At 62.4% G+C, this 19,774-nt stretch carries 20 protein-coding genes; 10 read left to right on the top strand and 10 right to left on the bottom strand.

Features of this window, described 5'->3' with window-relative positions; all coding sequences use genetic code 11:
- Nucleotides 1–387: 387 nt before the first annotated feature.
- Genes mksB through mksF form a run of 3 tightly spaced genes read left to right on the top strand, consistent with a single transcriptional unit; the run spans nt 388 to nt 5,202 of the window.
- Nucleotides 388–1,677, top strand: a complete 1,290-nt coding sequence (mksB, locus tag AC3WLP_RS26340; protein ID WP_003247449.1) for an Mks condensin complex protein MksB — start codon at nt 388–390, stop codon at nt 1,675–1,677.
- Nucleotides 1,667–2,374, top strand: coding sequence for an Mks condensin complex protein MksE (gene mksE / locus AC3WLP_RS26335; protein WP_003247452.1), 708 nt, complete (start codon nt 1,667–1,669; stop codon nt 2,372–2,374). Before mksB ends, mksE begins: the two co-directional genes overlap by 11 nt.
- Nucleotides 2,371–5,202, top strand: a complete 2,832-nt coding sequence (gene mksF, locus AC3WLP_RS26330) for an Mks condensin complex protein MksF (RefSeq protein WP_003247454.1) — start codon at nt 2,371–2,373, stop codon at nt 5,200–5,202. The genes mksE and mksF overlap by 4 nt, the downstream gene beginning before the upstream one ends.
- Nucleotides 5,203–5,459: 257 nt before the next feature.
- Here mksF and AC3WLP_RS26325 read toward each other — a convergent pair whose 3' ends face one another.
- From AC3WLP_RS26325 to rplU, 5 genes are all read right to left on the bottom strand, one after another.
- Nucleotides 5,460–5,921 (bottom strand): CreA family protein, encoded by a 462-nt coding sequence (locus tag AC3WLP_RS26325; RefSeq protein ID WP_012051156.1) that lies wholly within the window; start codon nt 5,919–5,921, stop codon nt 5,460–5,462.
- Nucleotides 5,918–7,036 (bottom strand): glutamate 5-kinase, encoded by a 1,119-nt coding sequence (gene proB, locus AC3WLP_RS26320; protein ID WP_003247458.1) that lies wholly within the window; start codon nt 7,034–7,036, stop codon nt 5,918–5,920. Before proB ends, AC3WLP_RS26325 begins: the two co-directional genes overlap by 4 nt.
- 85 nt (nt 7,037–7,121) lie before the next feature.
- Nucleotides 7,122–8,348: an Obg family GTPase CgtA gene (gene cgtA / locus AC3WLP_RS26315; protein WP_003247460.1), complete on the bottom strand. Its 1,227-nt coding sequence runs from the start codon at nt 8,346–8,348 to the stop codon at nt 7,122–7,124.
- A gap of 188 nt (nt 8,349–8,536) precedes the next feature.
- On the bottom strand, nt 8,537–8,794 hold the full coding sequence (gene rpmA, locus AC3WLP_RS26310; RefSeq protein WP_003247464.1) for a 50S ribosomal protein L27: 258 nt from the start codon (nt 8,792–8,794) through the stop codon (nt 8,537–8,539).
- Nucleotides 8,795–8,832: 38 nt separating this feature from the next.
- Nucleotides 8,833–9,147 (bottom strand): 50S ribosomal protein L21, encoded by a 315-nt coding sequence (rplU, locus tag AC3WLP_RS26305; protein ID WP_003247466.1) that lies wholly within the window; start codon nt 9,145–9,147, stop codon nt 8,833–8,835.
- A 244-nt stretch (nt 9,148–9,391) separates the two neighbouring features.
- On the opposite strand from rplU, the gene AC3WLP_RS26300 reads away from it, so the two are divergent.
- The 3 genes from AC3WLP_RS26300 to AC3WLP_RS26290 all read left to right on the top strand — a co-directional run bounded on the left by AC3WLP_RS26300 (nt 9,392) and on the right by AC3WLP_RS26290 (nt 11,191).
- Nucleotides 9,392–10,360 carry a polyprenyl synthetase family protein gene (locus tag AC3WLP_RS26300; protein ID WP_003247469.1) on the top strand — a complete coding sequence of 323 codons (969 nt, stop codon included), beginning with the start codon at nt 9,392–9,394 and terminating at the stop codon, nt 10,358–10,360.
- Between the two features lie 159 nt (nt 10,361–10,519).
- Nucleotides 10,520–10,861, top strand: coding sequence for a zinc ribbon domain-containing protein YjdM (locus AC3WLP_RS26295; RefSeq protein WP_003247477.1), 342 nt, complete (start codon nt 10,520–10,522; stop codon nt 10,859–10,861).
- Between the two features lie 84 nt (nt 10,862–10,945).
- Complete coding sequence (locus tag AC3WLP_RS26290) at nt 10,946–11,191, top strand: PA4570 family protein (RefSeq protein ID WP_010951938.1); 246 nt, start codon at nt 10,946–10,948, stop codon at nt 11,189–11,191.
- 26 nt (nt 11,192–11,217) lie between these two features.
- Here AC3WLP_RS26290 and bamJ read toward each other — a convergent pair whose 3' ends face one another.
- The 5 genes from bamJ to AC3WLP_RS26265 form a co-directional block, all read right to left on the bottom strand.
- A complete protein-coding gene (gene bamJ, locus AC3WLP_RS26285) occupies nt 11,218–11,835 on the bottom strand; it encodes a BamJ family beta-barrel-assembly machinery protein (RefSeq protein ID WP_003247482.1) in 618 nt (205 codons plus the stop codon).
- An 85-nt stretch (nt 11,836–11,920) separates the two neighbouring features.
- The gene (locus AC3WLP_RS26280) at nt 11,921–12,226 is read right to left on the bottom strand and encodes a DUF6482 family protein (RefSeq protein WP_012051153.1); all 306 of its coding nucleotides are present in this window, start codon (nt 12,224–12,226) and stop codon (nt 11,921–11,923) included.
- Between the two features lie 217 nt (nt 12,227–12,443).
- Complete coding sequence (locus tag AC3WLP_RS26275) at nt 12,444–12,932, bottom strand: TIGR00645 family protein (RefSeq protein WP_003247486.1); 489 nt, start codon at nt 12,930–12,932, stop codon at nt 12,444–12,446.
- 189 nt (nt 12,933–13,121) lie between these two features.
- Nucleotides 13,122–13,460, bottom strand: a complete 339-nt coding sequence (locus tag AC3WLP_RS26270) for a PA4575 family protein (protein ID WP_003247487.1) — start codon at nt 13,458–13,460, stop codon at nt 13,122–13,124.
- Between the two features lie 162 nt (nt 13,461–13,622).
- Nucleotides 13,623–16,061, bottom strand: a complete 2,439-nt coding sequence (locus AC3WLP_RS26265) for a Lon protease family protein (protein WP_004575710.1) — start codon at nt 16,059–16,061, stop codon at nt 13,623–13,625.
- Nucleotides 16,062–16,310: 249 nt separating this feature from the next.
- Between AC3WLP_RS26265 and AC3WLP_RS26260 the strand changes: the two genes are divergently transcribed.
- The 4 genes from AC3WLP_RS26260 to AC3WLP_RS26245 form a co-directional block, all read left to right on the top strand.
- Nucleotides 16,311–16,799, top strand: coding sequence for a DUF3015 domain-containing protein (locus tag AC3WLP_RS26260; protein ID WP_003247492.1), 489 nt, complete (start codon nt 16,311–16,313; stop codon nt 16,797–16,799).
- A 71-nt stretch (nt 16,800–16,870) separates the two neighbouring features.
- On the top strand, nt 16,871–18,724 hold the full coding sequence (locus AC3WLP_RS26255; protein WP_014755291.1) for an Lnb N-terminal periplasmic domain-containing protein: 1,854 nt from the start codon (nt 16,871–16,873) through the stop codon (nt 18,722–18,724).
- A gap of 215 nt (nt 18,725–18,939) precedes the next feature.
- Nucleotides 18,940–19,296 carry a hypothetical protein gene (locus AC3WLP_RS26250; protein WP_004575712.1) on the top strand — a complete coding sequence of 119 codons (357 nt, stop codon included), beginning with the start codon at nt 18,940–18,942 and terminating at the stop codon, nt 19,294–19,296.
- A 67-nt stretch (nt 19,297–19,363) separates the two neighbouring features.
- The coding region (locus AC3WLP_RS26245; RefSeq protein ID WP_103340308.1) for a GreA/GreB family elongation factor at nt 19,364–19,774 on the top strand (411 nt) is incomplete at its 3' end.

Genomic DNA, 19,774 nt, shown 5'->3' with positions numbered 1-19,774 from the left:
GGCTTCGCCCGTGTTCGCGGGCAAGCCCGCTCCCACAGGCGCCAGCTTTTAGAAATTGAGCAAGACAGTTGCTCCCACATTTGTTTCTGGCCAGTCATGCCTGTGCCATTGGCGCGCGTCCCCCTGGGTGCACGACGCGATATCGAAGGGGGACAAGCAAGGGACCGTGCGCCAATGAATCAGGATTGATTGGCCCGAAACAAATGTGGGAGCGGCCTTGCGTCGCGATGCGCCGCGCGGGCGGCGCTCGATCTCACGAGTGCCACTAGAACAACGACATACACCCACAAACCTAAAGGTTATCTCTCATTACAGACCAAGGGGTAAAAACCACCCCCGCGAATGCAGTACAATCGCCCCCTTTTTCTTGGCAACGAGTCGAAGCCAATGATCGAACCCAAGCGCGTCCTGCGCGCCCTAGCCGAACACTGGGCCCTGATCGAGCCGCTGTGCGAGCGTTTCGACCAGGGCACCCTGAGCCTGGTCGAACTGCGCCAGCATGTGGCCCGCCAGCAGCTCGAAAGCACCCCGCAGGACATCACCCAGCTACTCGACGTGTGGATCCGCCTGGATATCCTGGTCCCGGTGGCCAAGAGCCCGAACCGTTTCGAGCTCAACGCGCAGATCCACGACTTCCTCGCCTACCTGCGCCGCGAACACCGGCTGGGCCTGTGCCTGGAGATCGAAGCCTACTTGCGCCACCTGGAGCGCCTGGCCGGGCACATCCAGGATGCCTTCGACAACCGCGACAGCGACGACCTGGCACGCCAGCTGCGCCTGCTCGACATGCGTGTGCGCGATGTGCTGAAAAAGCTCGACAACGACGAGCAGGCACTGGTGGCCGTGGCCGAACGGGCCAAGACCAGCAACCGCCAGATTCCGCTGCGCCAGCGTTATGCCGAAGTGCTGGCCACCTGGGACGAATACGTCGAGCCGATGATCCAGCTGGTCAACGCCGACGGCGCCTTCGAGCAGGGTGTACGCAAGGTCGAGACCGTGCTGCTGAAACTGCTGGGCGAACAGGCGCGCCTGGGCCACCTGGTCGACGACGACATGCTGCTGCGCACCCACGCGCGCATTCTGGAAATGCAGACCAGCGCCCAGTTGACCCTGCGCCACGCCCGCGAACTGCTGCTGCCGCTGCGCGAAGAAGCCCGCCGCCACAACGCCGTGACCCGCGGCGCCGCACTGGCCCTGTCGGTGATCCGGCGCAAGGGCATCGATGCCGTGCCGCAGGCGGCCATGCCGATGTTCACCCGCCCGCAAAGCACCTTCCTTGGCAGTGCCAGCCAGGTCGAGGCCTACGTTTACGCACTGGCCCGCTTCGAGCCCAAACCGGCGCGCTTCCCCAAAGCCCACAAGACCCAGTCCGGCGCCCTGCCCCGTGCCCCGCGCACGGTCAAGGAAATGGCCGAACGCTGCGAACAGGCCCTGCCACTGCCCGACTTGATGGTCTGGCTGCTGGAGCAGGAGCCCGAAGGCGCCACCGACGAGCTGCTGTACTGGTTCTCGCGCCTGTCGCGGGAAAAGCGCTTCAAGCGCGAACGCCTCGACCGCCGCGAATACACCACTCAGGAACATTTGGTCAGCCTGCATTCGTTCGCCCTGACCTCCAGCCGCGAAGACGCCCCTAGCGCGCCTACCGAACCCAACGCGAGCCCAGCCCATGCATCTTGATCTTTCCGAACTGTCCCAGCTCGCGCCGATCTTCCGCGAGCTGTTCAAAGGCTTCCACGTCAGCCGGCGCGACCCTGAGCTGTACGCCCAGCTGTCGAACTTCCAGGACCAGTACCGCACCCTGTTCAAGGCCTTGGGCTTCGAACTGGTGTGCGATACCCGTGGTTTCTACTACTTCGTACCGGACATGACCGCCGCGCAGGTCAACAAGACCGCGCAGCGCCTGTCGCTGTTCACCTTCATCCTGGTCGAGCACCTTGCTGACCAGGGCCGCGACCCGATGGCCGTGCTCGATGGCGGCAGCATCGGTCGCGACGAACTGCCCTCGCTGCTGGACAAGTACCGCGACCTGTTCCTGCAGGCCGAAGTGCAGACCGTGGACGAGCTGGAAGAAAAAATCCTGCGGCGCATGACCCAGCTCGGCTTCGCCCATGAGGAAGGCGGCATCTACCGCTTCCTGCCGCCCATGCACCGCTTCCTCGATGTGTGCCTGTCGGTGCAGCAGGACCGCGACCTGGCCGCCACCCTGCACAGCGCCCTGCCGCTGCCGACCCCGGTACTGGTCGAGGAAGAAAGCGCCGAAGAACTCAACCGTACCGACGACCCGCTCGACCTCACGCCTTTCCAGGGCGAGGAAAGCGAAGAGGACGCCTTGGCCCGGGCCATCCGCGAAGAGCAACAGGAGATTGACGCATGAGCCAGGAACGCTACGGCATCCGCCGCTTCGCATTGCTCAACACCGCCGGCTACAGCCTTGGCCTGTTCCCGCTGGAGCACCCGCTGTCGGTATACGGCGCCAACAACCTGGGTAAATCGGCTTCGATCAATGCCCTGCAGTTCCCGATCCTGGCACGTATGTCGGACATGAGTTTCGGCAAGTACAGCCTTGAGCAATCGCGCCGCTTCTACTTCGCCAGCGACACGTCGTACATTCTTTGCGAACTGAGCCTGCCCCACGGCACGCACGTGATTGGTGTGGTAGGGCGCGGCCCGGGTGGCGGTTTCGGCCACCAGTTCTTCGCCTACAAGGGCGAACTGGACCTGGCCCACTACCAGAAGAACGACACCTGCCTGCGTCAGAAAGAGCTGTTCACCAACCTTGAACGCCTGGGGATCAAGGCTTACGAACTGAAGCCGGACGAACTGCGCCGGCTGCTGGTGGGCGGACACACTTCGGTGCCGCTGGACCTGACCATGATCCCGCTGCGCTCCACCAGCGAGCAAAGCCTGAAAACCTTCCGCGCGCTGTTCATCAACCTGCTGCACATGCGTGAGATCACCGCCGCCAAGCTCAAGCAGCTGTTCCTCGACGCCTTCGAGCACAGCCTGCGCTCGGGCAGCGTCGACTACATCGCTGCGTGCGAGGAAGCCTTCCGCGACGTACGCCGCATGGAGCAGGACTACAACGCCCTGGTGGCTGCCGGCCCGTTGGTCGAGGCCCTGGCCGGTGGCGTGGCCCAGCGCGACATCCTGCGTGGCAAGCTGCACCGCATTTCGCCTGTGCTCGACACCCTGCTGGGCACTTGGCAGGAATACGCCATGGCGCGCAAGGAAGAGCTGGTCATCCAGTCCGAGCACTACCGTGGCGAGCAGGACCGCCTGCAGAACGACCAGCGTGGCGGCACCCAGGAGCTGATGCGCCTGGAGCGTGAAATTACCGGTATCCAGCGCTGGCTAGGCGAGCTGTCGGTGCTCAAGCACCGCTTTGCGCTGGTCGATGACGTCAAGGTACTGGAGCAGCAACTGCTGGCAGCCAAAGACGCCCACGACGAGCTGGCCGGCGCCCTGGCCCAGTCACGGCAGTTCAGTGCCGAAGACCTCGACGAGCGCGTACGCGACCTGGAAAAACGCCTGAAGCAGGTCAAGCAGCAGCTGGACCACGCTGACAACAACAGCTATGCCCGCCTGCGCGAAGAGTTCTCGCAGCAGGACGTCGACCGCCTGATGCGCCTGTTCAACGGCGCGCTGTTCAGCCTGCCGCTGGGCGACCGCGGCATCGAGCTGGACGACAGTGACCTGTGGGTAAAATCGCTGGAAGCGGTACTGGACGGCTTCAAGGGCGAGCGCTTCGAGGCCCCGGGCCTGGCCATCGACCTGACCCACATCGACCCACCGGCCCTGCAGGCCCTGGCCGACCGCGCCGCCCTGCGCGACCAGAAAGAGCGCCTGGAAAAAGAACTCAAGCAGCTCAAGACCCAGCAGGCCGTGGCCGCCGACCGCTCCGCGTCCAAAGCGCAGACCGAAACCCTGTACCAGGAAGTGCTGGACGCGCAGAAGGCGTTGGAAGACTTCCGCCGTAGCCAAACCCTCACCGCCGAAGAGCCCGAGAAGCTGGAACAGCTCTCGCAGCTGGAAGCGGCCCAGGACGAACTCAAGCGCTCCAGCGACGCCTTCACCGAGCGCGTCCAGCAGCTGTCAGCCAAGTTGCAACTGGTCGGCCGTCAGCTCGGCGACCTCGAGTCCAAGCAGCGCACGTTGGAAGACGCCTTGCGCCGTCGCCAGCTGCTGCCGGCCGACCTGCCCTACGGCACGCCATACATGGAAGCCATCGACGACTCGATGGACAACCTGCTGCCGCTGCTCAATGACTACCAGGACAGCTGGCAAGGCCTGCAGCGTGTGGACAACCAGATCGAGGCGCTGTACGCCCAGGTGCGCCTGAAAGGCGTTGCCAAGTTTGACAGCGAAGACGACATGGAACGCCGCCTGCAACTGCTGGTGAACGCCTACGCGCACCGTACCGACGAAGCCCTGACCTTGGCCAAGGCACGCCGCGCTGCGGTCACCGACATCGCCCGAACCCTGCGCAACATCCGCAGCGACTACGACAGCCTTGAGCACCAGCTGGCCCTGTTCAACCGCGAGATCAACAAGCGCCAGGTGTCCAACCTGGAAAGCTTCCGTGTGGTACTGGCGCCGAACAAGGAAGCGCTCAAGCACATCGACCAGATTATCCACAGTGCCGGCCAGTACGAAGAAGGCGAAACCCTGTCGGTCTTCGACCTGACCCAGAGTGCAGACCAGGACAACAAAAACGAAGAGGCCAAGGAGTACCTGGCACGGCTGGTGGCGGCCAACCACAACCAGCTGGGCCTGAAGGACCTGTTCGAACTGGCGTTCGAGATCACCAAGGTCAATGGCCAGCCGATCATCCACGCCGACATCGACGGTGCGGCGTCCAACGGCACCACCATGACCATCAAGGCGCTGACCAACATGTACCTGTTGCTGCACCTGATGGACCGTGACCTGGCCGGGCGCATTCGCCTGCCGTACTACCTGGACGAAGCGGCAGACATCGACGAACGCAACCAGGCGGCACTGCTGGAGACCAGCCAGCAACTGGGCTTCGTACCGATCCTGGCGAGTGTGAAACCACAGGTCTCGGCGCACGTTGCGATCGACCTGGAAGGTGGCAGCGGGCCGAACGGCATCTACATCGACGAGGCGGACTGGAAGTTCATCAGCCGGCTGGATGAAGTGAAGGCGGTTGTGCGTGAGGATCAGGCCGAGGAGCTGGCCTGAGATAGCCGGGGCCGCGTTGCGGCCCATTCGCGGGTAAACCCGCTCCTACGGCGGCCTGTGTCCAGTCACCGATGCGTACGACGGCCTGCGCCCAACCACCGATGCGTGTGTAGGAGCGGGTTTACCCGCGAATACGGTGGCGACGGCAACGGTGAACGGCGGGTGGAAATTGGTCAGCAGGCCCGGCCCTTTCGCGGGTGGACCCGCGCCTACGACGGCCCGCGCCCAACCACCGATGCGTATGCAGGAGCGGGCTATCAATGAGCCCAAGGCAGGATCGGAATGGCAGTCACCGCATTCTGCGGGCTGCCTTCGATCATGCGGTCGCTGTACACCAGGTACACCAGCGTGTTGCGCTTCTTGTCGAGAAAGCGCACCACCTGCATGGTCTTGAACACCAGCGAGGTGCGCTCCTTGAACACTTCCTCGCCATCTTTGAGCTCACCCTTGAAGTTGATCGGCCCGACCTGACGACAGGCAATCGATGCCTCCGCCCGGTCCTCGGCCAGCCCCAAGCCCCCCTTCACGCCGCCAGTCTTGGCACGTGACAGGTAGCACGTCACGCCCTCAACCTTAGGGTCATCGAACGCCTCGACCACAATGCGGTCGTTCGGCCCGAGGAACTTGAACACGGTGGACACCTGGCCGACCTCTTCGGCGCCAGCCAACAACGGCAGCACGCACGCAGCCACCGCGATTACGCTCTTCAGCAGGCTCATACCAGCACCAGGTTGTCGCGGTGTACAAGTTCCGGCTCGGCGCTGTAGCCAAGGATCGACTCGATGGCTTCGGACGACTGACCAATGATCTTCTGCGCCTCCAGGGCGCTGTAGTTGGCCAGGCCGCGAGCCACTTCAACACCGTCCGGGCCGACGCACACCACCATCTCGCCACGACGGAAGCTGCCCTGCACAGTCTTCACGCCAACCGGCAGCAAGCTCTTGTTGGCCTGACGCAGCGCTTGCACGGCACCAGCATCCAGCACCAGGGTGCCACGGGTTTGCAGGTGACCGGCCAACCACTGCTTGCGCGCCGCGAGCATGCCGCGCTCAGGGGACAGCAAGGTGCCCAGGCGCTCGCCCGCCTTCAGACGGTCCAGCACACGCTCGATGCGGCCACCGATAATGATGGTGTGGGCACCGGAACGGGCAGCCAGGCGCGCCGCACGCAGCTTGGTCTGCATGCCGCCACGGCCCAGGGCACCACCGGTACCACCGGCCACGGCATCCAGCGAGGGATCGTCGGCACGGGCTTCGTAGATCAACTGCGCCTCGGGGTTGTTGCGCGGGTCGGCATCGAACATACCATCGCGGTCGGTGAGGATCACCAGCAGGTCGGCCTCGACCAGGTTGGCCACCAGCGCCGCCAGGGTGTCGTTGTCGCCAAAGCGGATCTCGTCGGTGACCACGGTGTCGTTTTCGTTGATCACCGGCACCACACCCAGATCGACCAAGGTGCGCAGGGTGCTGCGGGCATTCAGGTAACGCTTGCGGTCGGACAGGTCGTCATGGGTCAGCAGGATCTGCGCGGTGTGCTTCCCGTGCTCCCCGAAGCTCGACTCCCAGGCCTGCACCAGGCGCATCTGGCCGAGCGAGGCAGCCGCCTGCAGCTCGTTCATCGCACTCGGTCGCTTGGTCCAGCCCAGCTGGCTCATGCCGGCAGCCACGGCCCCGGAGGAGACCAGTACCAACTCCACGCCTGCCTCACGCAGCGCGACCATCTGCTCGACCCAAACGGCCATTGCACCGCGGTCGAGGCCCTTGCCATCGGCGGTCAGCAGAGCACTGCCAATCTTAACGACCCAGCGCTTGGCGCCCGTCACCTTGCTTCGCATCTTCTTCCAACCTATGTCGAATCTGTAGATACCGTGGATACAAAAACGCCGCTCCAGAGAGCGGCGTTTAGTGTACTGCAACCGATCAGTCGCGCACGTAAATGATTTCCGGACCGTCTTCGTCGTCCTCGAAATCATCGTCCCAACCGTCATCGTCGCCAATGTCGTGCACGCTCTTGACGCCGGTACGGCGCAGGGTACGGGCGTCGTCCAGGGCCTGCAGCTGGGCACGGGCTTCGTCTTCGATACGCTGGTCGAGGTCGGCCAGCTCTTCGGCGTAGGCCGGGTCGTTGGCCAGGCGGTCGGCGCGGTCTTCGAGGTAGCGCATCAGGTCGTGGCTGAGCTTGTCGGTGCCCTGCTTGGAAATAGCCGAGATCACGTAGACCGGGCCTTCCCACTCCAGACGATCGATCACTTCCTGCACACGCTCGTCACGCTCGTCGTCCATGACCATATCGGCCTTGTTCAGCACCAGCCAGCGCTCACGCTCGGCCAGCGACGGGCTGAAGCGGGTCAGCTCGTTGACGATGACTTCGGCGGCATCGGCCGGGCTGCTTTCGTCCAGCGGCGCGATGTCCACCAGGTGCAGCAGCACGCGAGTACGCGCCAGGTGCTTGAGGAAGCGAATACCCAGACCGGCACCTTCAGAGGCGCCTTCGATCAGGCCGGGGATGTCGGCGATGACGAAGCTCTTCCAGCGGTCGACGCTGACCACGCCCAGGTTTGGCACCAGGGTAGTGAACGGGTAGTCGGCGACTTTCGGCTTGGCGGCCGAGACCGAACGGATGAAGGTACTCTTGCCAGCGTTCGGCAAGCCCAGCAGGCCGACGTCGGCCAACACCTTCATTTCCATCTTCAGGTCACGCTGCTCACCCGGTTTGCCTGGGGTGGTCTGGCGCGGTGCACGGTTGGTGCTCGACTTGAAACGGGTGTTGCCCAGCCCGTGCCAGCCACCTTGCGCGACCATCAGCTTCTGGCCGGGGGTAACCAGGTCACCGATCACTTCCTGTGTGGAAGCATCGATCACGGTGGTGCCGACCGGCACGCGCAGGAACAGGTCTTCACCCTTCTTGCCGGTGCAGTCGGTGCTACCGCCGTTGGAGCCACGCTGGGCTTCATGGTGACGGGTGTAGCGGTAGTCGACCAGGGTGTTCAGGTTTTCGTCGGCAATCATGTACACCGAGCCACCGTCACCGCCGTCACCGCCGTTAGGGCCGCCGTTCTCGATGAACTTCTCGCGACGGAAGCTCATGCAACCGTTGCCACCGTCACCGGCCTTGACCCGAATGGATACTTCGTCAACAAACTTCATTAAAACCGCCTCTCGTCGGTAGACGAGCTGAATGACTCAAAAACATGAGGCTCTTGCAAAAATGAGCGCGGCGGCCCCGTACGACCGTAGAAACCAACGCCGGCAACCCAGACAAACAGCTTTGCAAGAGGCTCACCACAAACGAAAAAGCCCCGTCGCATGACGGGGCTTCTGGAGCGACGTCGCGATTAAGCGGCGACGATGCTCACGTAACGGCGCATGAACTCGCCTTTCTTCTCGAACTTGATCACGCCTTCGATCTTGGCGAACAAGGTGTGGTCCTTGCCCATGCCAACGCCGTAGCCAGCGTGGAATTCGGTACCGCGCTGACGGACGATGATGTTGCCTGGCTTGATAACCTGGCCGCCATACATCTTCACGCCAAGGCGTTTAGATTCTGAGTCGCGACCGTTACGAGTACTACCACCAGCCTTCTTGTGAGCCATGGTTCAATTCTCCAAATAAATTCAGGGGATCTAGGGGATTAAGCCTGGATGCCGGTGATTTTGATCTCGGTGAACCACTGGCGGTGGCCCATACGCTTCATGTGGTGCTTACGACGACGGAACTTGATGATGCGAACCTTGTCGTGGCGGCCTTGCGAAACGACTTCGGCCACTACTTTAGCGCCAGCAACAACTGGAGCACCGATGGTGACTTCTTCACCGTTGGCGACCAGCAGAACGCGATCGAAGGTCACGGATTCGCCAGTGGCGACTTCCAGTTTTTCGATCTTGAGGAATTCACCTTCAGCGACTTTGTACTGCTTGCCGCCGGTAACGATTACTGCGTAAGACATGGTATTTCTCCGATAATCCTGCTCACCCAGCGCTTTATATGATGAGTATTGGCTGGCATGGCTGCACAGGGCTGGAACGGCCCGGCGCAATTGCGTAAGGCAGGTGCTGCCCAGGAAGTTAGGGTGCGCGATTGTACGCAACCGCGGTTTTGCTTGCAAGTGCCGCCCCCGGCCAGCGGGCACCGCGCCTTGACACACCGGGACCTGCGACCTAGCATGCCGCGCAACCTCACTGGAGCAGCCGATGCAACCCCAAACCTTCTACCGCGCGGTGGCTGATGATTTCAGCGCCGTCGACGAGATCATCAAGAAGCAGCTGACCTCGCGCGTGCCGCTGGTATCGAAGATCGGCGACTATATCACGTCCGCCGGTGGCAAGCGCCTGCGTCCCCTGCTGGTACTGCTGTGTGGCAAGGCCCTGGGCCGCGAAGGCGACGACCTGCGCCTGCTGGCCGCCACCATCGAGTTCCTGCACACCGCCACCCTGCTGCACGACGACGTGGTCGACATGTCCGGCATGCGCCGTGGCCGCTCTACCGCCAATGCCCTGTGGGGCAACGCGCCGAGCGTGCTGGTGGGCGACTTCCTTTATTCGCGCTCGTTCGAAATGATGGTCGAACTGGGCTCGATGCCGGTCATGCAGATTCTGTCCAAGGCCACCCGGGTGATTGCCGAAGGTGAAGTGCTGCAACTGTCGCGCGTACGCGACGCCAGCACCACCGAGGAAGTCTACATGGAGGTCATTCGCGGCAAGACGGCGATGCTGTTCGAAGCGTCTACCCACAGTGCTGCGGCACTGGCCCAGGCCACCGACGAGCAGCGCGAAGCCCTGCGTACCTTTGGCGACCATCTGGGCGTGGCCTTCCAACTGGTCGACGACCTGCTGGACTACAAGGGTGACTCGCAGACCCTGGGCAAGAACGTCGGTGACGACCTGGCCGAGGGCAAACCTACCCTGCCACTGATCTACACCATGCGCGAAGGCACTGCCGAGCAGGCGGCGCTGGTACGCCAGGCGATCCAGAAGGGCGGCCTGGAAGATCTGGAACAGATTCGCGTCGCGGTCGAAGAGTCGGGCGCGCTGCAGTACACCGCCGAGCTGGCGCGCGATTACGTGAAGCGTGCCATCGCCTGCCTCGAAGTGCTGCCTGCCAGTGAATACCGGGATGCGCTGGTTGAACTGAGCGAGTTTGCGGTCGCGCGTACGCACTGACAGACCGAGTCGCCTTCATTCGCGGGCAAGCCCGCTCCTACACCATTTGTGGGAGCCGGCTTGCCCGCGATGCTTTTTGTCCGGACATAATCACTTCCGGGAAATTACCTTTTACAATGTGGGCTTTTAACCGCCCGTCTGTTTGTTTGAGGAACCGAAGTGAGCACTCTGCCACCCTGCCCAAAATGCAACTCCGAATACACCTATGAGGATGGCACTCAGCTGATCTGCCCTGAATGCGCCCACGAGTGGTCGGCCGGCGGCGATGCCGAGGCGGCCAGTGACGAGGTGGTGAAAAAGGATTCGGTCGGCAACATCCTGCAAGACGGTGACACCGTCACCGTGATCAAGGACCTCAAGGTCAAGGGTTCGTCCCTGGTGGTCAAGGTTGGCACCAAGGTCAAGAACATCCGCCTGTGCGACGGCGACCACGACATCGACTGCAAAATCGACGGCATCGGTGCCATGAAACTGAAGTCCGAGTTCGTCCGCAAAGTCTGATTACACAAAAATCCGGCAATTGGCGCTTGCCATTTACGTAATAAGAATTATTCTCATTGGAATTGCTGTCCAAGGAGAATTGCCATGACTTATCTGATCGACGCCTGGCTGGAACGCCCTCACCCCTACCTGCGCATTCTTCATCGGGAAACCGGCGAAGTGTGCGCGGTGCTTGAAGAAGAAGCCCTCGACGAACTGCGTGACCAGGGTGACCTGGACATGAGCGGGCTGAATTCGAGTGAGCCGGGGGTGCTCAAGGAACTGGTACGGAATCTGTTTCTGTTCTGCTATGCGCGGGCATTGCGCCCTGGGGGGACAGACTGGAATTGAGGCCGGCAGGGCCGGCCTCTAGGGCATTACAGAACGTCGAGCAGCTCGACGTCGAACACCAGTACGCTGTGCGGCGGGATGCTGCCAACGCCTTGGGCGCCGTAAGCCAGCTCGCTTGGCACGTACAGGCGCCATTTGCTGCCAGCGTTCATCAGCTGCAGGGCTTCGGTCCAGCCAGCGATCACGCCGCCGACCGGGAATTCAGCCGGCTGGCCACGCTCGTAGGAGCTGTCGAACACGGTGCCGTCGATCAGGGTGCCGTGGTAGTGCGTACGCACGTTGTCTTCGCGGGTCGGCTTGGCGCCTTCGCCAGCGGTCAGCACTTCGAACTGCAGGCCCGAAGCCAGCGTGGTGATGCCTTCACGCTTGGCGTTCTCGACCAGGAACTCCTTGCCAGCAGCAGCGGCGGCTTCGGCCTTGGCTGCAGCTTCGGCTTGCATCACCTCACGGATGACCTTGAAGCTGGCCGACAGGTCGGCTTCGCTGACGCGGCTGTCGGCACCGTTGAAGGCGTCGGTCAGGCCGGCCAGGATGGCTTCCAGGCTAACGCCTGGTGGCGGGTTGTCGCGCAGCTGGCCGCCCAGCTGACGGCCGATACCGTAGCTGACGCGCGTTTCGTCGGTAGACAGGTTGAGTTCGGACATTGTCGTGCTCCACTGCAGGGCGCAATGCAGCCGCGCCCTTGATAAAAAGGGCGAGCAGCCTAGCACACTGGGGCGCTGCGAGCAGCTACCAGGCCGAACGCTGGGAAATCGGCACCTTCAGGTCTTCTTCCGGGTGCGTACCCATGCCGCACATTTCGTCCTGCACCGACCAGTGCACCAGGTTCATCGAGACCATGGGGATGGTTAGCAGCAACTTGCGCGCATCCTCCACCGAGTGCACGCGCAAGCGTTCACCGCGGGTATCGGACAGGGGGTGAGCATGGCCTTTGACCCGGGCCTCGAGCAGGTAGTCACCGCCCTCGATGGCGATCAGGTTCAGTTCTTCGACATGGCCAGCCCTGGCCTCGGTATTGAGCTGATGCAGGTTCATGAGAGCACCTCGCAATAGGAACCACGCATGAGAGCTCATTTTTTGTACAGGAAGGGAGAATGCGCAAGGCATGACTGACGCCACTCGTCAGTTGAGCCTCGATCTCTGTGGGAGCGGGCGTGCCCGCGAAGCAGGCCACGCGGTGGCTGGCACCGGCTTTGCCGGTGTTCGCGGGCATGCCCGCCCCCCCAGGAATTGCAGTGAGGCCTGGCGGGACTCAGTGCTTGGTCAGCTTGTCCAGGTAGCCCATGCAGAACGCCGAGACCACGAAGGTCATGTGGATGATCACGTACCACATCAGGTAATCGGTGGAGATGTTCTGCGCATCCATGAACACCCGCAGCAGGTGAATGGACGAAATCGCCACGATCGACGCGGCAACCTTCATCTTCAGCGACGAGGAGTCCATCTTGCCCAGCCAGTTGAGCTTTTCCTTGCTTTCATCGATGTCCAGCTGCGAGACGAAGTTCTCGTAACCGGAAATCATCACCATCACCAGCAGGCCACCGACCAGCGACATGTCAATCAGCGACAGGATCACCAGGATCAGGTCGGCTTCGCTGAGGGCAAAGACGTTGGGCAGGACGTGGACCACTTCCTGGAAGAATTTCAGCGCCAGGGCCAGCAGGCCGAGGGACAAGCCGAAGTAGATCGGTGCGAGCAGCCAGCGCGAGGCATACATCGCGTTTTCGAGGATACGTTCCATGAAGTTCAGGACTCATCAGGTGACTAAAAAAGCGACGGCGAGTATAGCCAGCCACCTGTTACAGCAAAAGCCCGGGGGCTGCTCCGCAGCCTGAACGCGACACAAGGCCACACTCTCACAGCAAGGCGATGCTGTACCTGTGGGAGCGGCCTTGTGTCGCGATGGGCCGCAAAGCGGCCCCGGCATTCTTCAGGTCTCAGGATGAAACTGGTAATCCCCCAGGTTGCGACACCGCTCACCATTGATCCGCCGCAACTGCGCCTGCAAATGCAAACACCAGATCTGCGGGTCCTCGGCCACCTGGTACCCATGCAGGGTCAGGCTGTCGACAATGGCATTGAGCACCGATTCGGCCACCAGTGGCCCATGGAACGGGCCCTGCGCCTTGATCGCGGAGGGTTGTTCACCGGCCATGCCGGCGGCGAACAGCAACGTCCACATGCCGTTGTCACCGGCCAGCGGGCGGATGCTGCATTCGATACGGGTCACCAGGCCCAGGCACTGGCGTGTGAGGCTGAGGTTGCGCATGGCCGCGTCCCCTCCAATGAGCCTTGTTCAGCCCGAAACCCTCAGGCTGTTTCCATCCTGAACGCTGTACCGTCCTTAAGTTCCAGCATAGAGGAACAGTACAGAAAGTTGGAAAACTGGCGCTGAACGGTAGCACATCGCCGCCAGCGCCAGTTTATTGACTCAGGCCGGTTTGGCCTGGGCAATCACCTCTTCCAGGCGTTCCTTTTCTGCCTTCTCGATGTCTTCCTCGCTGATCATCTCGGCAATTTCACGCAGGCGTTCCACCACCCGAGCATTGACGCTGCCCTCGGTGAACAGCCCCTTGTCGTCGAGTACCCCGGCCTCCTCGCCCACCAGCAGGCTCAGCGCCTCATCAGCCTGGCTGACCGCGTAGACGTGGAACATGCCGTTCTCCACCGCCTGCAACACGCGCTCGTCAAGCATCAGGGTGGCGACGTTGGCACGCGGAATGATCACCCCCTGCTCGCCGGTCAGGCCACGCGCCTCGCAGAGGCGGAAGAAGCCCTCGATCTTCTCGTTCACCCCACCCACCGCCTGCACTTCACCGAACTGGTTGATGGAACCTGTGATGGCGAAGCACTGCTTGAGCGGCGTGCGCGACAAGGCCGAGATCAGCGTGCAGGCTTCGCCCAGCGAGGCGCTGTCGCCGTCCACGTAGCCGTAGGACTGCTCCAGGGCGATGCTCGCGGAGATCGCCAGCGGGAACTCCTGGGCATAGCGGCTGCCCAGGTAACCGGTGAGGATCATCACCCCTTTGGAGTGGATCGGCTGGCCAAGGTTGACCTCACGCTCGATATCGACAATACCGCTGCCGCCGGGGTAGACGGTGGCCGAAATACGCGCGGGCATGCCGAACGCCGAGTCACCCACTTCCAGCACGGTCAGGCCGTTGCACTTGCCGATGGCCGCGCCTTCTGTGTCGATCAGGATGATGCCGGCGAGCATGTCGTCCAGCACCCGTTGCGACACACGGCCGGTACGGGTGGCCTTGGCCTTGAGCGCACGCTCGATGTGGCCTGCGTCGGTCATTTCGTCACTGGCCAGCTGGCGAATGAAATCAGCCTCGCTGACCAGCTGGAACAGGTCGCCGATACGCGCCGACAGGCGTGACTGGTTTTCAGCCAGACGCGCACTGTAGGTGGCCAGACGCGCCACCGCGTCACTGGTCAGCGGCGCCATGCCCTCTTCGTTGGTGCGGGTGCGCAACAGCTGGGCGAACTGCTCCAGGTTCTCGTCGACCATCGGCATGTCTTCATCGAAGTCCACCAGCACGCGGAACATCTCCTGGAAGTCCGGGTCGTGGTCCTGCAGCGCGTAGTACAGCTGGCGCGAGCCGATGATCACCAGTTTGACGTTCAGCGGAATCACCTGCGGCTGCAGGCTGACAGTGGCAACACGGCCCAGCTCACCGATTGGCGACTCCATCTTCAGCTTGCGCGACTGCAGCGCACGCTTGAGCGCGTCCCATACGAACGGCTCGCCCAGCATTTTCTCGGCTTCCAGAATCAGGAAGCCGCCGTTGGCCCGGTGCAGCGCGCCTGGGCGCAGTTGGCGATAGGAGGTATACAGCGCACCTTGGTCGGTGCTGTATTCGATACGGCCAAACAAATTGTCGTAGGTCGGGTGCGGCTCGAACACCACCGGCGCACCACCGTCAGCGTGATGGCCCACCACCAGGCTGGGCGCGTACTGCTCTTCGAGCAGCTTGCGGGCCACGGCGTCGGACTTGCTGTCATCGACCAGTTGCTCGACCAGCGTACGCAACAGGTTCAATTGCACCGATTGCAGGTAGGCGCAAACCGCCGCGTTTTCGGCGTACTTTTCCGACAGCGGCGCCAGCAACGGCTGCAGTGCCAGGGTGATGGTTTCTTCGTTGAGCTGGCGCAGCTGGTTGTTCGATTCGCGCTTCCATTGCGGCAGGCTGGCCAGCTCTTCGTTGAGGCGCTCCTCAAGCAGGGCAATGTCCTCGTGGAACTGCTCGCGCACCTCCTCCGGCAATTGGGCAAATTCAGCTTCATCCAGCGCCTTGCCATCAGCCATCGGCGTGAAGGCGACGTTGCTGGCATCGCGGTACAAGGCCACGTCCTTTTCCAGCGACGCGCGCTCGATCACATCCAGAGCACGGTCATAACGCTGGTTGAAAGCGCGGTCGATGGCGCCCTTCTTCTGCTGGTAGGACGGGTGTTCGAACACCGCCGGGAACGTCGACAGCAGGTTGTCGATCAATCCGCCCATGTCGCTGATGAACTCGGCGGCGCTTCCGGACGGCAGCTCCAGTGCGCGTGGTTCACGGGTGTCGTCGAAGTGGTTGACGTAGACCCAGTCAGCCGGGGTCTGCTGGCGCTTGCCCTCGGCCTTGAGGTAGCGCTTGACGAACGAGAAGCGCCCGGTGCCGGGCTCGCCCATCACATACACATTGTAACCAGGACGCGGCATGGCCACGCCAAACTGCAGGGCCTCGACAGCACGTTCCTGGCCCAGAACTCCGCGAAACGGCTCCAGATCGTCGGTATGGGTAAAAGCAAACTGCTCGGGGGAGAAACGCCGGGTCAGGGCTTCAGGCGCAAGACGCAGGCGCGCAGCGACAGGATCGGGCATTGGGTTTCCTTACTTCGGCGGGCAGATACGCAGCATTCTGGCGCTGCCCGCGCGCGCCTTGCAAGGCTCCACGGGACTTTATGTCGCAGCCGGTGCAGTCTTGTGACAGCAAATTTTTCGCAATCAACAACGCAACCTTTAGATCGTGCCTAAACTCCAAGCTGCGCGGGTGGGTGAAAAGCTTTCCCGACCTGGCAACCGAGTTGCCAGAAACCCTGACCCTTGGTTAAGACAAAGAGAACAAATGCTATGAAACGGATTCTTCTGGGTACTCTGTTCACCGTGGTCTCGCTGAACGCCATGGCCGAAGCGCCTGGCGGCCCGAACTGCGGCTGGGGCAACATGCTGTTCGAAGGCCAGCGCGGCACGCCGGCACACTTCCTGGCTTCTACCACCAACGGCACCTCCGGTAACGCCACCTTCGGCATGACCTCCGGCACCAACGGCTGCTCGACCAAGGCTTCGCTGACCTACGGCGGCAAGTCCTGGTTCGCCATGAACGGCATGATGAACGAGCTTTCCGAAGACATGGCCATGGGCCAGGGCGAAGCACTGACCACCTATGCCGTCGTTCTCGGCGTAGCACCGGAGGACCGCAGCTACTTCAACTCGGTCACCCACCAGCACTTCAACCAGATCTTCAGCAGCGCTGACGTAACTGCCGAAACTGTCCACAGCAACACCCTGGCCGTTCTGAAGAGCGACCCCCGCCTGGCCAAATACGCTACCGAGGCCTAAGCACAGCTGCTCCCGCCCCACCCGGGGCGGGTTTCGCCTTTTTCGGCATCGTCAAGAAGTAGTTGCCCGATATGCTCAAACGCCTCGCTGCCCTGGCGCTGTGTGCCTGCGCCCCTGTTCATGCCGCCCCCCTGCTGGATCCAGGCCGTCTCCAGCAATTGGCCAATACCCCTTACTGGCTCGCCATTGGACATTACGAAACCGCCAAGCTCGGCGGCTGGCGCAGCTATGTGGATGATGATGCGTTCTTCCTCGCCGAAGATGGCGCGCACCATCCGGACCAGGAACTCAAGGCTACGGTCGATGCGCTGTATGCCCCGGCCAGTCTCGGTGACAAGCACGCCCAGTGCGTATTCCCCGCGCGCACCCGCTGGCTGCGCGAACAGCTCGACCTGCAAGACTTGCCACAACCGGACTGCCAGGAATTCAAGACCTGGTACCAGTCGATCGACCCGCACAGCGCCGCGTTGATCTTCCCGGCAGCCTACCTGAACAGCCCATCGTCGATGTTCGGGCACACCCTGCTGCGCATCGACCAGTCCAACACCCGCAGCGACGACACCACGCTGCTGAGCTACGCCATCAACTTCGGTGCCTATATCGAAGGCAGCGACAACAGCATCCTGTACGCCTGGAAAGGCCTGATGGGTGGCTACCCGGGGCTGTTCGCGCTGATGCCCTACCAGGAAAAACTGTCCGAATACCGCAGCCTGGAAAACCGCGACCTGTGGGAATACCAGCTGGACCTGACCCCCGAAGAAACCGGACGTATGGTCGAGCATGTGTGGGAGCTGAAGCAGATCCAGTTCGACTACTTCTTCTTCGACGAAAACTGCTCGTATCGCCTGCTGGAGCTGCTGCAAGTGGCCCGGCCAAGCCTGGACCTGACGCCTCAGTTCCCGCTGACCGCCATTCCCACCGACACGGTGAAAGCCGTGAAGCAGTCCGGCCTGGTCGCCAGCGAAACCTACCGCCCCTCTCGCGAACGTGAATTGCTGGCCAGGGCCGAGCCACTCGACCCCAACGAAAAGCGCCAGGTGCTGGCTGTAAGCGCCGACACTGCGCAATTGCAAAGCCCTGAATTCCAGGCCCTGCCTCGCGAACGCCAAGCGTTGGTGCAAGATGCCGCGTATCGCCTTGAGCGGTATCGGGCCAATGGCCAGGAACGCGACCCAGGGCAGGCCAAACGCAGCTTCGAGTTGCTGCGGGCGATCAACGGCAACCCGCCGCCGCCCCTGCAGATCGAGCGCCCCGGCCTGCCCGAGGATGGCCATGACTCGCGCACCTGGCAACTGGGCGTGGGCACCCGTGAAGACCGCGCCTACGCCGAATATGGCCTGCGCATGGCCTACCACGACCTGAATGACAACGCCTATGGCTTCCCGCTGGGCGCACAGATCGAAATCCTGCAATTGAAGCTGCGCCAGTACGAAGGCAACGATTGGCAGGTGCAGCGCCTGGACCTGGCCACCATCCGTTCACTGACACCCCGTAACGAGCTGCTCAAGCCTTGGTCATGGCAAGTGGCTGGGGGGCTGGAGCGGGTGCCGGGCAAGCATGATGACGAAGTGCTGGTGAGCCATGTGAATGGTGGCGCTGGCGGCACCTGGCAGCTGGCCGACGGTTTGCTGGGATTTGCCTTGGGCACGGTGCGGGTCGAGCATCACAACGACTTCGCTCAGTTCATTGCCCCGGCGGCTGGCTTCAATGGCGGGCTGCTGTGGCGCAACGGACTGGGCAACATGACGCTGGAGGCCAAGGGCGATTACTTCACCAACGGCGAAGTGCGACGCAGTGTAAGCCTGAACCAGCAGTGGGAAATCAGCCAGAACCTTGGTCTTCGGTTGAGCGCCTCGCGTGAGTTCAGCCACCTGGCTACGGCGCAAAACGAGGTGATGCTGGAGCTGAAGTGGTATCACTACTGAGGCCGCTTTGCGGCCTTTCGCGGGCACGCCCGCTTCCACAGGGCCCCACAAGATTCGAGGCCTGTGCAAGTACCTGTGGGAGCGGGCTTGCCCGCGAATTGGCCAGTTAGGCTAGTAAAGCAGTGTGACTGAACCAACTCTTTGACACTGTTTTGACACCTACCCGACAAACCGCCACCTAGACTTCCCATCATCAACTGGAGGGCTTTGTGGCTATGTCGCGGTACTGGTTCGGCGTGTGCATTGCGGTGTTGCTGTCAGGTTGCGAAACCACCCACGAGCAGATGGTCAACCACGGTTACCCGCCCGCCTATGCGGATGGCTTCCAGGACGGCTGCAGCAGTGGCCGCCAGGCGGCCGGGCTGATGGTGGGCAACTTTCGCAAAAACGTACCGCGCTACCTGCACGAGCGTCAGTACGAAACCGGCTGGGACGATGGCTTCCGCCAGTGTCACGCCATGCAGAACAGCGAAGAACAGCGCCAATACCACGAGCGCTTCTGGGACCAGCGCGACCGCGAGTGGGAACAGGAAAAGGACCGCGGCGCTGCCAAGGCCTATCGCCACAATTGAGTCGCAAACGGACATTCCTTTAAACCGGCGGCCTGCCATGATGGTCTCATGCACAAGGAGGCCCTACATGAGCCGAGCATTCGTCAACGAAGACCAAGCCGCCGACCAGGCCGACCAGCCGGTCGAGCGGCGCATCAGCGAACAGCCCAACTATGTGACGGCCAGCGGCCTGCGCCAGCTGCAGACGCGGGTGGCCGAGCTGAATGCCTTGCGCAGCGAACTGCAGGCGCAGGGCGAACAGGGCGACAAGCAACGGCTGGCCGATACCGAGCGGGATCTGCGCTACTTCAGCGCGCGGGTGCAAAGCGCACAGGTGGTACCGGCGGCGACTTCGCATAGCAAGGTACAGATTGGTAGCCGGGTGCGGTTTGTCGACACGCATGACCAGGAGCAGGTGGTGCGGCTGGTAGGCGAGGATGAGGCGGATGCCGGGCACGGGTTGATCAACTGGGGTTCGCCACTGGGGCGGGCTTTGCTC

This window comes from Pseudomonas sp. FW305-E2 (genome assembly GCF_058782925.1).
This window is presented reverse-complemented; position numbering and strand designations above follow the sequence as displayed.